Source organism: Citreimonas sp., from assembly GCF_042096055.1.
Taxonomy (GTDB): Bacteria; Pseudomonadota; Alphaproteobacteria; order Rhodobacterales; family Rhodobacteraceae; genus Citreimonas.
Map to the genome: position 1 here is coordinate 15,469 of NZ_JBELMH010000045.1, position 12,003 is coordinate 27,471.

A 12,003-nucleotide genomic window follows, 5' to 3' on the forward strand; every position below is an offset into this window, starting at 1 on the left:
CTCAGCGGGCGCGGGGTGGAAGGTTGGACGCCCGGATCAGCGAGCCCGAGCCGTGCTCGGTGAACAGCTCGAGCAGGCAGGCGTTGGGCACGCGGCCGTCGATGATCACCACGCCGCGCACGCCGTCGTAGATCGCCTTCAGCGCGGTTTCGGTCTTGGGGATCATGCCGCCCGAGATGATGCCGTCCTCGGTCATGCGCACGACCTCCTCGGGCTTGAGCTCGGTCACGACGCGGCCCTCGGCGTCCTTGACGCCCGACACGTCCGTCAGCAGCAGCAGGCGGTCGGCCTTGAGCGCGCCGGCGATGGCGCCGGCGGCGGTGTCGCCGTTTACGTTGTAGGTGCCGCGCCCGTCCGGGCCGGTGCCGATCGGGGCCACCACGGGAATGATCCCGGCGGCGAACATGTCGTGCAGCACCTGCGGGTTCATCTGCACCGGCTTGCCGACGAAACCAAGTTCGGGGTCGTCGGGCTCGCACACCATCAGCTCGTCGTCCTTGCCCGACAGGCCGACGGCGCGGCCGTCCTGCTCCATGATGGCCTGGACGATGCGGCTGTTGACCGCGCCGGACAGCACCATCTCGACCACCTCGATGGTGGCCTTGTCGGTCACGCGCTTGCCGCGCACGAACTCGGACTTGATGTTCAGCCGCGCCAGCATGTCGTTGATCATCGGCCCGCCGCCATGCACGACGACCGGGTTCACGCCGACCTGCCGCATCAGCACGATGTCGCGGGCGAACTCGGCCATCGCGGTGTCGTCGCCCATGGCGTTGCCGCCGAACTTCACCACCACGATCGCGCCGGTGTAGCGTTGCAGGTAGGGCAGCGCCTCGGACAGGGTGCGGGCGGTTGCGATCCAGTCGGTGTTCATGCTGCGTTGTCTCATGTGGGCCTCGCGTTTCGTCTGCACCATGCCGCGCGCTGCGGCCGATGGCTAGACTAGCCCGGCGATGATCGCGCGCAGCGTGGCGATGCCGTCGCCCTTCTCGCTGCTGGTCAGGACCAGTTCGGGGTAGGCGGCGGGATGCGCGGCCAGCTTGCCGCGCACCTGGTCGAGGATGCGGTCCTGTTCGGCGCGGCCGACCTTGTCGGCCTTGGTCATCACTACTTGGAAGGGCACGGCCGCGCGGTCAAGCAGGGTCATGATCTCTTCGTCGACGGATTTCACGCCGTGGCGCGTGTCGACCAGCACGAAGGCGCGACGCAGGCTGGCGCGGCCGGACAGGTACGCCTTGAGCAGGCGCTGCCATTGTTCGACCTTCGGCAGCGGCGCGTTGGCATAGCCGTAGCCGGGAAGGTCGACCAGGTAGCGGCTGTCGCCGAGCGCGAAATAGTTGATTTCCTGGGTGCGGCCGGGCGTGTTCGACGCGCGCGCGATCGCCTTGCGGCCGGTCAGCGCGTTGATCAGCGACGACTTGCCCACGTTCGAGCGGCCGGCGAAGCAGACCTCGGTCCGGTCGTCGGGCGGCAGGCCGTCCATCGCCACCACGCCCTTGACGAAGGTGACCTCGCCCGCGAACAGCAGGCGGCCACGCTCGGCCGCGGCCTCGTCCGGCGTCTCGGCCAGTGGGAAGGGCAGGGTGCTCATGCGCGGGTCACCGTGTCGCCGGAGGCGACTTTGCCGTCCGCGATCACCTCGGCATAGACGGCAAAGTCGGTGTGACCCCAGGTCTTGAGCGCGCCCAGCGTGTCGGCATCGATCACGCCGGTGTCGGGGTTGGCTGTGGTGGCCTTGCAGCGGCCGGTGCGTTCGCGCACGCGCAGAACCGCGTCGCCGATCCGGATGTCCTGCCCGACCAGGTCGAACTCTTCCCACGGGGCGAGGCCGTCCAGCCAGATGTTGCCGCGCCAGCGCTGGATCGACAGAGGCTGGCCCAACTGCTGCTCGACCGCGCGGTGCGAGGCGAGACTGCACAGCGCGACCGACGGAAAATCGCTGTCGGTCATGCCGCGTTCTCGCGCCCGGACCACGCGGGTGGAGGCGGCGCGCCCCTCGGGCATCAGCGGGCGCACCCAGTCGATCAGGCGCGCGGCGTCCTCGGCGTCGTCGGGCGCGACCGTCAGGTCGGGCCGGTCCGGGTGGCGCAGGGTGACGGTCGCGGTGTTCTCGTCCAGCGTGCAGGTCACCGCCATCAGCGCGGGCGCCTTGGCGCCGCGGCTGAAGTTCGCGCAGGGCACCCAGGTCGCGCCGTCCGCCTGTGATGTCTCGTGCGCGATCGCCCAGACCCTGTCCCACGGCACGGTCTGCCCCGCCTTGAGGTCCAGGCGCGTCACCCCCTCGCGGCCATGGGCCTTGATTGGGTGGCGCCAGAGCGACGCGACCGTGACGGTCACTTGCCCGTTTCCTTGCCGCGCCTGCGGAAGCTCGACGTGATGTTGCCCAGCACGTTGGGCTTGTACCCCTGGCTGCGCATGATCGCGTATTGCTGCGTGAAGGTGATCACGTTGTTGGCGATCCAGTAGACCACGAGACCGCTGGCGAAGCTGCCCAGCATGAACATGAAGACCCACGGCATCCAGGCGAAGATCACCTGCTGCGTCGGGTCGGTCGGCGCCGGGTTCAGCTTCTGCTGAAGCCACATCGAGACGCCCAGCAGCAGCGGCAGGATGCCGATGAAGATCAGCGCCAGCAGGCTGCCCGGCTCGGGCGCGCCCCAGGGCAGCAGACCGAACAGGTTGTAGATCGACGTCGGATCGGGCGAGGCGAGATCCTGGAACGGGCCGAAGAACGGCGCGTGCCGCAGCTCGAGCGTGACGAAGATCACCTTGTAGAGCGAGAAGAAGATCGGGATCTGCAGCAGGATCGGCAGACAGCCCGAGGCGGGGTTCACCTTTTCCTTCTTGTAGAGGCCCATCATCTCCTGCTGGAGCTTCTGGCGGTCGTCGCCGGCGCGCTCCTTGATCTTCTCCATCTCGGGCTGGAGTTCCTTCATCTTCGCCATCGACACGTAGGACTTGTACGCGAGCGGAAGCAGGATCGCCTTGATCAGCAGCGTCAGGCAGATGATCGACCAGCCCATGTTGCCGATCGTGGCGTTCAGGTAGTGCAGCACGGCGAAGATCGGCTTGGTCAGGAAGAAGAACCAGCCCCAGTCGATGGCGTCGACGAAACGGTCGATGCCGGCGGCCTGGTACTCGCGGATCGTCTCCCACTCCTTCGCGCCGGCGAAGAGCTGCTGGGTGATCTCCTGCGTCTCGCCGGGGGCGACCTGCATCGTCGGCATGACGGATTCGGTCTGGTAGATGTCGCGGGCCTCGTCGTACTTGGCGACCTGCTTGAAGGCGGTGCCGGCGGCGGGGATCAGCGTGGCCATCCAGTAGTGGTCGGTGAACCCGATCCAGCCGTCCTGCGCCACCTGCGTGACCTCGGCGCGCGCGCCCTCGCTGGGCACGACGTCGAAATCGGTCATGTCGTCATAGTCGATCTCGGCCAGCTCGCCGTCGGCCATGGCGATGACGCCCTCGTGCAGGATGAAGAAGTTCTTCAGATCCTCGGGTTGGCCGTGCCGCGCGAGGATGCCATAGGGCGCCAGCGAGACCGTGCTGTCTCCGGTGTTCTCGACCGACTGCGCGATGGTGAACAGGTAGTCGTCGTCGACCGACACGGTGCGGCGATAGATCAGGCCCGACGGGCTTTCCCATCGCATGACCACCGGATCCTCGACGGTCAGTGTGCCGCCCTCGACCACCTCCCACGGGGTGTTGGCGCCCGGCACGTTCTCGGGGGCGGCGCCGGCGCCGGGGGCCCAGCCGTAAAGCGCGTAATAGGGCGTCAGATCGCCGACCGGGTCGAACAGGTGGACGATGTCCGAGTCCTCGTCGGTCGTGACGTTGTAGTCCTTCAGCTTGAGATCGTCGAAGCGCCCGCCCAGCAGCGAGATCGAGCCGGACAGCCGCGGCGTGTCGATCGCCACGCGCGGGGCCTCGGCGGCGGGTTCGACGGCCGTGGTCTCGCCCGATGGGGCGGTGCCGGGGGCCGTGGCGGGGCCGGTGGCGACGCCGGGCGTCACCTCGCCGGTCTCGACCGACTCGATGCCCGCGGGAGCGGTCTGGTCGGTCGGCGTCTCCGGCGGCGGGAACAGCAGGAACCAGACCAGGATGACCGCGAAGCTGAGCGCGGTAGCGATGAGCAGGTTCTTGTTCTGATCGTCCATGGGGACAGCCGCTTTTCCTTTGAGAAACTGCTCGCGGTTCAACCCGCGCAGTCCCCGAAGGTCAAGGGGATTCGACCCCGACGGCCAAAGCGGCGGCACGGCACTTCGACGCGGCCGGGCCCCGTGGCGCAGGGTTGCGTCGCGTCAGGGGGTGCCGCGTCCGAGGCGCTGCGCATCAGCGATCCGGGCGCGGTGGCCACGCGACCATTCCGCCAGCTCGTCGGCGGGCATGGCGCGCACGATGCCGAAGCCCTGGACGTGCCCGCAGCCCAGTTGCGCCAGCAGCGCGTGTTCGCCCACGCTTTCGACCCCTTCGGCCAGCGTGTCGATCTCGAGCCGCTCGGCCAGGCCGAGAATGCCCGCCAGCATGCGACGCTGGCGTTCGTCCCGGTCGACGCGGCTGACATGGCTGCGGTCGATCTTGATGCGGTCGAAGGGCAGCGACGTCAGCGCGGTGAGCGGCGCCTGGCCGGAGCCGAAATCGTCGAGGTCAAGGAAGCAGCCCGTCTTGCCCAGTGCCAGCAGATTCTCGACGATGCGCGCGTCGCGGCCGATCCCCAGCGTGCCCTCGGACACTTCGATGCCCAGGCGCGCAGGCGTCAGGCCGAAGCGGTCCAGCTCCCATTCGATCCGTTCGACGAGGCTTGTGGACGCGAGTTCGCCGCGGGCGATGTTCACGCTGGCGCGGGGGACGTGGATCCCGGTGTCGTCCCAACTGCGCAGCGCGTTCAGGCTGTGCTGCAGCACGATTTCCGTCAGGCGTTCGTGCAACCCCGCCTCTTCCAAGCAACGCAGGAACTGCGCGGGCGGCACGATTCCGCGTTCGGGGTGAATCCAGCGGGCGAGCGCCTCGACCCCGCTGATGTCTCCGGTCGAGGTGCAGATCTGCGGCTGGAACCACGGCTGGATCTGGCCGTTCTCCAGCGCCGCGCGCAGCTCGGTCGTCAGCGTACGTCGAGTGCGGTGATCCTCGGCGATGGTGTCCGACCAGGCGCGGATGGCCGACGGGCCCTGCCGCGCCGCCTCGGTCAGCGCGATCCGTGCCGCGTCGAACAGCCTGTCGCCGGTCGGCGTGCCCGGCAGGCGGGGCGTGGCGCAAAAGCCGACGCTGGCGGCGAACTGGCGCATCGTCGCGTCGCTCGACGCCGGTTCCTCGACCGCGGATTGCAGGCGCGCGCTCATCTGCAGCAGGCTTTCGAGGTCAAGACGCGGAGAGGGGGCGGCCAGCACCATGTACCGGTTATCGCCGATCCGCACCGCGCTGTCGCCACGGCGCAGCAGGCCGCGCAGGCGCATCAGGATCAGCTCGCGCAGCGGTTCGGCATCGGTATCGCCGGATTTGCGCGCGACTTCGGCAAGACCGTCGACCTCGAACAGCAGGCAGGCGGTGCCGAGGCCCGCCGCCTCGGCCTCGCGCACGCGGGAGTCGACGAGGGTGCGCGCGGCGGCGGTGTCTACGATGTCCGCCTGCTGCTCGGCCGCGGAGGGGGCCGGCCCGGCGGTCCCCCAGCCGGCCAGCAGGTACAGCGCGGGCAGCCCGAGGGCGAAAACGACCAGCATCGTCTCGCCCCCCAGCCAGAAGGCTGCCAGGGTCAATGCGGGCACGAAGGCCAGCGCCTGCGGGCCGCGCAGGGCGTGGCGCAACAGGTGCCTGACGCGCAGCACGCGGCCGAACCCCTGCCTGATCCTGCCCGATCTCGAATTTCCGCGCGTCATGGTGCCCGCCTTGCCGTTCACATGGCGGAACGTTAGGCGCCGCTGGTAACCCGCGGCTTAATGATCGTGCTTTTTTGCGTCCAATTCGCCCGGTTCCGCCAGTTCAAGCCCGGCGAAGTCGAACAACTTGGGGTCCAGCATGTGGGACGGGCGCACGTTGGTCAGCGCGCGGAACATGACCTGCCGGCGACCAGGGCTGTTGCGCTCCCACCCGTCGAGGATCTGCTTGACCTGCTGGCGTTGCAACCCGTCCTGGCTGCCGCAGAGGTCGCACGGAATGATCGGGTAGTTCATCGCCTTGGCGAAGCGATCGCAATCGGCCTCGGCCACGTGGGCGAGCGGGCGGTAGAGGAACAGGTCGCCCTCTTCGTTGACCAGCTTGGGCGGCATGGTCGCGACACGCCCGCCATGGAACAGGTTCATGAAGAACGTCTCGAGGATGTCGTCGCGGTGATGGCCCAGCACGACCGCGGAACAGCCTTCCTCGCGTGCGATGCGGTAGAGGTGCCCGCGCCGCAGGCGCGAGCAGAGCGCGCAGAAGGTGCGGCCCGCGGGCACCTTGTCCATCACGATGGAATAGGTGTCCTGGTACTCGATCCGGTGGGGCACCTGCATCCGCTCGAGGAACTCGGGCAGGACCGTGGCGGGAAAGCCGGGCTGGCCCTGGTCGAGGTTGCAGGCCAGCAGCTCGACCGGCAGCAGGCCGCGCCACTTCAGCTCGTACAGGATCGCGAGCAGGGTGTAGCTGTCCTTGCCGCCCGACAGGCAGACCAGCCATTTCGGCGGCGGGGCGTCCGGGTCGCGACGCTCGACCATGCCGTACTGGTCGATCGCCTCGCGCACGTTCTGGACGATGCGCTTGCGCAGTTTCTTGAACTCGGTGGTCTTGGGGGCACCGTGGAACAGCGGATGGATGTCTGAGGCGTCGTCGAGCATGGCCTCTCATGACAAATCGCGCGGTCTTAGGAAAGTGACAAACGCGGCAGCGGCGGGTCGCCGCGCGCCCGGTTGCTGCATGGAACATAGCGCGCGCGGCCCGGTTTCCGGTTCAGTCGATAAAGGAGGACATCATGCATTCCGCACGTATCGCATCCGTCGCAGCCGCCGCGCTGCTGGCCGGCACCGCAGCACAGGCCGCAGACCCGGTGGCAACCGCCACGATGATGAACCAGGACCAGGCCGAGATCGGCACGGTCGAGATCTTCGAGACCGCCGACGGCCTGCTGCTGCGCGCCGACCTGTCGGAGCTCGAAACCGGCTGGCACGGGTTCCACATCCACCAGACCGGCGCCTGCGAGAGCGACTTCACCTCGGCCGGCGGTCACTACGCGCCCGACGATTCGGGCCACGGCTTCTACACCGAAAACGGCGGCCATGCCGGCGACCTGCCCAACATCTACGTGGGCGAGAACGGCAACGCGATGGCCGATTTCCACACCACGCGCGTGACGCTCGACGGCGACACGGCGCCGCTGATGGACGATGACGGTTCGGCCATCATGGTGCACGCCGATCCCGACACCTACGAGAGCGAAGCAGGCGCGGGCGACCGCGTGGCCTGCGGCGTGGTCGAGCCCGTCGGGGGCTGATATCGTTCAGCAAATGCCTCGGGGGCGCGGGTCAGTCCGGCACGTTGTCGATGCCCGATCCGCCCCCGGGGCGGCACCGCGCGATCCGTCGCGCGGTCAGCCACGTGCCCCTGACGGGGCCGTGCCGCTCCAACGCCTCGAGCGCGTAGGCCGAGCATGTGGGGTGGAACCGGCAGCCGTGCCCGACCCAGGGCGACAGCACCAGTCGATAGGCCCTTATGGGCAGCGCGACCACGTGGGCCAGCGGGCTCATGCGCCGGCCTTTTCCGACATGTCCGGAAGGCGCGGCGCCTTGGCATGCGCCTTGGACAAAGCCGCGCGCAGATCGTCGCGCATGGCGGCGAAGTCGTGGCAGGCGGTCGCCTCGGCACGACCGATCAGCACGTAATCCCACCCTGCCAGCCCTGTGCCGGGCAGCACCTCGCGCGCGATGGCGCGCAGGCGGCGCTTGGCGCGGTTGCGCGCCACGGCGTTGCCGACCTTCTTCGAACAGGTAAAGCCGACGCGGATGCCCGCCGCCTCGTCCGGGGCACGGCGCCGCGCCTGCAGCAGAAAGGCCGGGCAGGGCACGCGGCCCGCCCGTGCCGCACGCAGGAAGTCGGCGCGCTTCTTCAACGTGGCGATCGGCGCGCGCCGATCGGGGACGCCACGGCCGGCAGGCGCGTCATGCGTGTCGCTGCCGTCCACACGCGAACAGACCGCGCCGGATCGCTCCGGGGCGGTCTGGTCAGCAATCGGGTCGCGCTTCGCCATGGCGAAGCCGCGCGTTACGCGCTGAGCGACTTGCGGCCGCGGGCGCGACGCGCGTTCAGGATCTTGCGGCCGGCCTTGGTGGCCATGCGAGCGCGGAACCCGTGGCGGCGCTTGCGGACCAGGTTCGACGGCTGAAAGGTGCGTTTCATCGCCAGTTTCTCCAGTGTTCATGACCCGTCGCGCGGATTCGCGTGAGGCCACCTGTGTTCGAAGCCCGCTCTATAGGAGCGCCTCGGCCGCATGTCAAACGCCCCCGGGACCGGAAATGCGCGGCCTCTGCAACAATTTCGCCGCCGTCGGCGTCGATGTTACAAAACCTGCCCGGGACATGGCCCTCCGGGCGCGTCCGCGTCGCGCCCGATCAAGCGGCCGTGAGAGGCCTGTCGCCGGCTCGCAACAAGGCGCATGTTAGCCGCGGACCTGTCCGAGGCCCGTTTCCAAAGTACATGAGTTCACCATGACCCAGCCAGCCCCAGACGAACGCCGTCCCGCCTGGCGACGCCACCTGCCGCTTGCGGTCATCGTCGTGGTCGCCATCGTCGGCGCGTTCACCCCGAGCGACTGGTTGAGCTTCGAGACGCTGCGCGAGAACCGCCAGGCGCTGCTGGACTTCCGCGACGCGCATTACCTGTGGATGGCGGTGATCTTCGTCGCGATCTACATCGCCATCGTCGCCTTTTCGCTGCCCGGCGCGTCGGTCACGTCGGTGACGGGCGGCTTCCTGTTCGGGCTGGTCACCGGCTCGGTGCTGAACGTCGCGTCGGCCACGGTGGGGGCGACGGCGATCTTCCTTGCCGCGCGCGCCGGGCTGGGCGAGACGCTGGCCGCGCGGATCGACGCCTCGGAGGGGCGCATGCGGCAGATCAAGCAGCGCCTTAACGAGAACGAGGTCAGCGTGCTGTTCCTGATCCGGCTGGTGCCGGTCGTGCCGTTCTTCGTGGCGAACCTTCTGCCCGCGCTGGTGGGCGTGAAGTTCCGCAACTTCGTGCTGACCACGGCGTTGGGCATTATCCCCGGCACGGTCGTCTACACCTGGATCGGCGTCGGCGTGGGCGAGGTCTTCGACCGCGGCGGCACCCCGGACCTGTCCCTGCTGTGGGAGCCGCAGGTGATCGGGCCGGTGCTGGGACTGGCGGCGCTGGCCGCGCTGCCGATACTCGTCCGCGCCGTGCGCGGCAGGAAGGAGATCTGACGTGAAGCACATCAAGACGGACATCGTGATCCTCGGCGCGGGCTCGGGCGGGCTGTCGGTCGCGGCGGGCGCGGCGCAGATGGGTGCCGACGTCACGCTGCTCGAACCCGCGGAGATGGGCGGCGACTGCCTGAACTTCGGCTGCGTGCCGTCGAAGGCGCTGATCGCGGCCGCTTCGGTCGCGCATACGGCCTTCCGCTCGGAGACGTTCGGAGTCACCACCGGCGCGCCGCAGGTCGACTATGCCGCCGCCATGGACCATGTGAAGCGCGCCCGCGACACGATCGCGCCGCATGACAGCCAGGAGCGGTTCGAAGGCCTCGGGGTGCGGGTGATCCGCGAGGCCGGGCGCTTCGTGTCCGAGGACGAGATCGAGACCGACACGTGCCGCATCAAGGCGCGGCGCATCGTGATCGCCACCGGCTCGCGCCCGCTCGTGCCGCCGATCGACGGGATCGAGGACGTGCCGTACCTCACGAACGAGACGCTGTGGGACCTGCGCGAGCGGCCCGACCACCTGCTGATCATCGGCGGCGGCCCCATCGGGATCGAGATGGCGCAGGCGCACCGCCGGCTGGGCTGCGCCGTCACGGTGATCGCGGGGGCACGCGCCCTGCCCAAGGACGAACCCGAGTTCTCGGCCCTGCTGCTCGACCGTTTGCGCAATGAGGGAATCGAGGTCGTCGAAGGGACCAACGCGACCGCCGCCGCGCGCGACGGCGACGGCATCGTCGTGGACACCGACGACGGGCGGCGCTTCACCGGCTCGCATCTGCTGGTGGCGGTCGGGCGAAAGGCCAACACCGAGGGGTTGGACCTCGACAAGGCCGGCATCAAGACCACCAAGACGGGGGTCGAGGTCGACGACCGCCTGCGCACCGCGAACCGCCGGGTCTACGCGATCGGCGACGCGGCGGGCGGGCTGCAATTCACGCATGTGGCGAACTACCATGCGGGGATCGTCGTGCGGCAGGCGGCGCTGGGCGTGCCGGCGAAGGCCAGGACCGATCATCTGCCCTGGACCACTTACACGCGCCCGGAACTGGCCCATGTCGGCCTGACCGAACAGCAGGCGCGCGAGAAACACGGCGACAGGCTGCGCGTCGTGCGGCTGGACTACGACCAGAACGACCGCGCCGTCACCGAGGCCGAGACCGCCGGCATGATCAAGGTCATGGTCGCGCGGGGCCGGCCGGTTGGCGCCTCGATCGTCGGCGCGCAGGCGGGCGATCTGATCGCGCTGTGGTCGCTGGCCATTGCGAACAACCTGAAGATGAGCCAGATCTCGTCGATGGTGGCGCCGTATCCGACGCTGGCCGAGATCAACAAAAGGGTTGCCGGGGCGTATTTCACGCCGACATTGTTCGAAAACGACACCGTCAAAGGGCTGGTGCGGCTGGTTCAGCGCTGGCTGCCCTGATAACGCGAACGGGACATGTTGAATTCCCTCTCCGGCCGGTTCCTGATCCTGACCGTGATCTTCGTCATGCTGGCGGAGGTCCTGATCTTCGTGCCGTCCGTCGCGCGGTTCCGCGAGGATTTCCTGCTCGGCCGGCTCGAGCGCGCGCAGATCGCCTCGCTGGCGCTGCTGGCCGACGAGATGATTTCGCCCGAACTCGAGGCCGAGCTGCTGGACAACGCCGGCGTCTACAACGTGGTGCTGCGGCGCGACCAGATGCGCGAACTGGTCCTGTCCTCGCCGGTGCCGGGGCCGATCGCGGCGACCTACGACCTGCGTGACCCCAGTGCCTTGCAACTGATCGCGGGCGCCCTGTCGCGGCTTCTGACCGCCGAGCCGCAGATCATCCGCGTGATCGGCAGCCCTCTGCGCGAGGCGGGCCAGCTGATCGAGGTGACGATGGACACCGCCGACCTGCGCGCCGCGATGCTGGAATACGGCCTGCGCATCCTGCTGCTGTCGGCGATGATCTCGATCGTGACGGCGAGCCTGCTGTTCTTCTCGGTCCGGGTGCTGCTGGTGCGGCCGATAAAGGGCGTCGTCGGTCACATGCAGGCCTACGCCGCCGCCCCCGAAGATGCCCGCCGCGTCATCAAGCCCTCGGCCTCGGTCCGCGAGCTGCGCGAGGCCGAGGAGGCGTTGCAGCTGCTGCAGACGCAGATGACGCAGGCGCTGCGCCAGAAGGAGCGCCTGGCCCAGCTGGGCGGCGCTGTCGCGCGGGTCAGCCACGACCTGCGCAACATCCTGACTTCGGCGCAGCTGTTCACCGACCGGATCGAGCGCTCCGAGGACCCGGCCGTTCGCCGGCTGGCGCCCAAGCTCGTGAATTCGATCACCCGCGCGGTCAGCCTGTGCGAATCCACGCTGGCCTTCGGCCGCGCCGAGGAACCGGCGCCGACGCTGACGCTGTTCAACCTGGCCGAGTTGGCGCACGAGGTGCTCGAGGCCGAGCGGCTTGCCATCGACGAGCACGACCTGAGCCTGTCGGACGATATTCCCGCCGGCATGATGATCCGCGGCGACCCGGAACAGATATACCGCGCGCTGTCGAACATGGTGCGCAACGCGCGGCAAGCGATCGTCGCCTCGGGCAAGCCGGGCGAGATCAACCTGACCGCCTTCCACGACGACGACGAC

At 68.8% G+C, this 12,003-nt stretch carries 13 protein-coding genes; 4 read left to right on the plus strand and 9 right to left on the minus strand.

Going from position 1 to position 12,003, the window contains the following annotated elements:
- Nucleotide 1: 1 nt before the first annotated feature.
- The 6 genes from argB to ttcA form a co-directional block, all read right to left on the minus strand.
- Nucleotides 2–889: an acetylglutamate kinase gene (gene argB / locus ACFDTC_RS11235; protein WP_375258967.1), complete on the minus strand. Its 888-nt coding sequence runs from the start codon at nt 887–889 to the stop codon at nt 2–4.
- A 48-nt stretch (nt 890–937) separates the two neighbouring features.
- The gene (gene yihA, locus ACFDTC_RS11240; RefSeq protein WP_375258968.1) at nt 938–1,591 is read right to left on the minus strand and encodes a ribosome biogenesis GTP-binding protein YihA/YsxC; all 654 of its coding nucleotides are present in this window, start codon (nt 1,589–1,591) and stop codon (nt 938–940) included.
- Entirely contained in the window at nt 1,588–2,337 is a 750-nt protein-coding gene (locus tag ACFDTC_RS11245) for an MOSC domain-containing protein (RefSeq protein ID WP_375258969.1), read from the minus strand. Before ACFDTC_RS11245 ends, yihA begins: the two co-directional genes overlap by 4 nt.
- Nucleotides 2,334–4,157, minus strand: a complete 1,824-nt coding sequence (yidC, locus tag ACFDTC_RS11250; protein WP_375258970.1) for a membrane protein insertase YidC — start codon at nt 4,155–4,157, stop codon at nt 2,334–2,336. Before yidC ends, ACFDTC_RS11245 begins: the two co-directional genes overlap by 4 nt.
- Before the next feature lie 144 nt (nt 4,158–4,301).
- A complete protein-coding gene (locus ACFDTC_RS11255; protein ID WP_375258971.1) occupies nt 4,302–5,822 on the minus strand; it encodes an EAL domain-containing protein in 1,521 nt (506 codons plus the stop codon).
- Between the two features lie 108 nt (nt 5,823–5,930).
- Nucleotides 5,931–6,809 (minus strand): tRNA 2-thiocytidine(32) synthetase TtcA, encoded by an 879-nt coding sequence (gene ttcA / locus ACFDTC_RS11260; RefSeq protein WP_375258972.1) that lies wholly within the window; start codon nt 6,807–6,809, stop codon nt 5,931–5,933.
- A gap of 134 nt (nt 6,810–6,943) precedes the next feature.
- On the opposite strand from ttcA, the gene ACFDTC_RS11265 reads away from it, so the two are divergent.
- Nucleotides 6,944–7,462, plus strand: a complete 519-nt coding sequence (locus tag ACFDTC_RS11265; RefSeq protein ID WP_375258973.1) for a superoxide dismutase family protein — start codon at nt 6,944–6,946, stop codon at nt 7,460–7,462.
- A gap of 31 nt (nt 7,463–7,493) precedes the next feature.
- Here ACFDTC_RS11265 and yidD read toward each other — a convergent pair whose 3' ends face one another.
- The 3 genes from yidD to rpmH are packed head-to-tail and all read right to left on the minus strand — an operon-like array spanning nt 7,494 to nt 8,364.
- Nucleotides 7,494–7,715, minus strand: coding sequence for a membrane protein insertion efficiency factor YidD (yidD, locus tag ACFDTC_RS11270; protein WP_375258974.1), 222 nt, complete (start codon nt 7,713–7,715; stop codon nt 7,494–7,496).
- Complete coding sequence (gene rnpA / locus ACFDTC_RS11275; RefSeq protein WP_375258975.1) at nt 7,712–8,215, minus strand: ribonuclease P protein component; 504 nt, start codon at nt 8,213–8,215, stop codon at nt 7,712–7,714. Before rnpA ends, yidD begins: the two co-directional genes overlap by 4 nt.
- Nucleotides 8,216–8,229: 14 nt before the next feature.
- Nucleotides 8,230–8,364, minus strand: coding sequence for a 50S ribosomal protein L34 (rpmH, locus tag ACFDTC_RS11280; RefSeq protein WP_012177012.1), 135 nt, complete (start codon nt 8,362–8,364; stop codon nt 8,230–8,232).
- A 308-nt stretch (nt 8,365–8,672) separates the two neighbouring features.
- Between rpmH and ACFDTC_RS11285 the strand changes: the two genes are divergently transcribed.
- The 3 genes from ACFDTC_RS11285 to ACFDTC_RS11295 all read left to right on the plus strand — a co-directional run.
- The gene (locus ACFDTC_RS11285; protein WP_375258976.1) at nt 8,673–9,407 is read left to right on the plus strand and encodes a TVP38/TMEM64 family protein; all 735 of its coding nucleotides are present in this window, start codon (nt 8,673–8,675) and stop codon (nt 9,405–9,407) included.
- Between the two features lies 1 nt (nt 9,408).
- Complete coding sequence (locus ACFDTC_RS11290) at nt 9,409–10,827, plus strand: dihydrolipoyl dehydrogenase family protein (RefSeq protein ID WP_375258977.1); 1,419 nt, start codon at nt 9,409–9,411, stop codon at nt 10,825–10,827.
- Nucleotides 10,828–10,842: 15 nt separating this feature from the next.
- Nucleotides 10,843–12,003, plus strand: a 1,161-nt coding sequence (locus ACFDTC_RS11295) for a histidine kinase dimerization/phospho-acceptor domain-containing protein (protein WP_375258978.1), incomplete at its 3' end; no start/stop codon positions are given.

Excerpts from the sequence above, each read along its gene's own strand:
- rpmH (WP_012177012.1), bottom strand. The coding sequence starts at position 8,364 with ATGAAACGCACCTTTCAGCCGTCGAACCTGGTCCGCAAGCGCCGCCAC.
- ACFDTC_RS11265 (WP_375258973.1), top strand. The coding sequence starts at position 6,944 with ATGCATTCCGCACGTATCGCATCCGTCGCAGCCGCCGCGCTGCTGGCC.
- ttcA (WP_375258972.1), bottom strand. The coding sequence starts at position 6,809 with ATGCTCGACGACGCCTCAGACATCCATCCGCTGTTCCACGGTGCCCCC.
- yidC (WP_375258970.1), bottom strand. The coding sequence starts at position 4,157 with ATGGACGATCAGAACAAGAACCTGCTCATCGCTACCGCGCTCAGCTTC.
- yidD (WP_375258974.1), bottom strand. The coding sequence starts at position 7,715 with ATGAGCCCGCTGGCCCACGTGGTCGCGCTGCCCATAAGGGCCTATCGA.
- argB (WP_375258967.1), bottom strand. The coding sequence starts at position 889 with ATGAGACAACGCAGCATGAACACCGACTGGATCGCAACCGCCCGCACC.
- yihA (WP_375258968.1), bottom strand. The coding sequence starts at position 1,591 with ATGAGCACCCTGCCCTTCCCACTGGCCGAGACGCCGGACGAGGCCGCG.
- ACFDTC_RS11285 (WP_375258976.1), top strand. The coding sequence starts at position 8,673 with ATGACCCAGCCAGCCCCAGACGAACGCCGTCCCGCCTGGCGACGCCAC.
- rnpA (WP_375258975.1), bottom strand. The coding sequence starts at position 8,215 with ATGGCGAAGCGCGACCCGATTGCTGACCAGACCGCCCCGGAGCGATCC.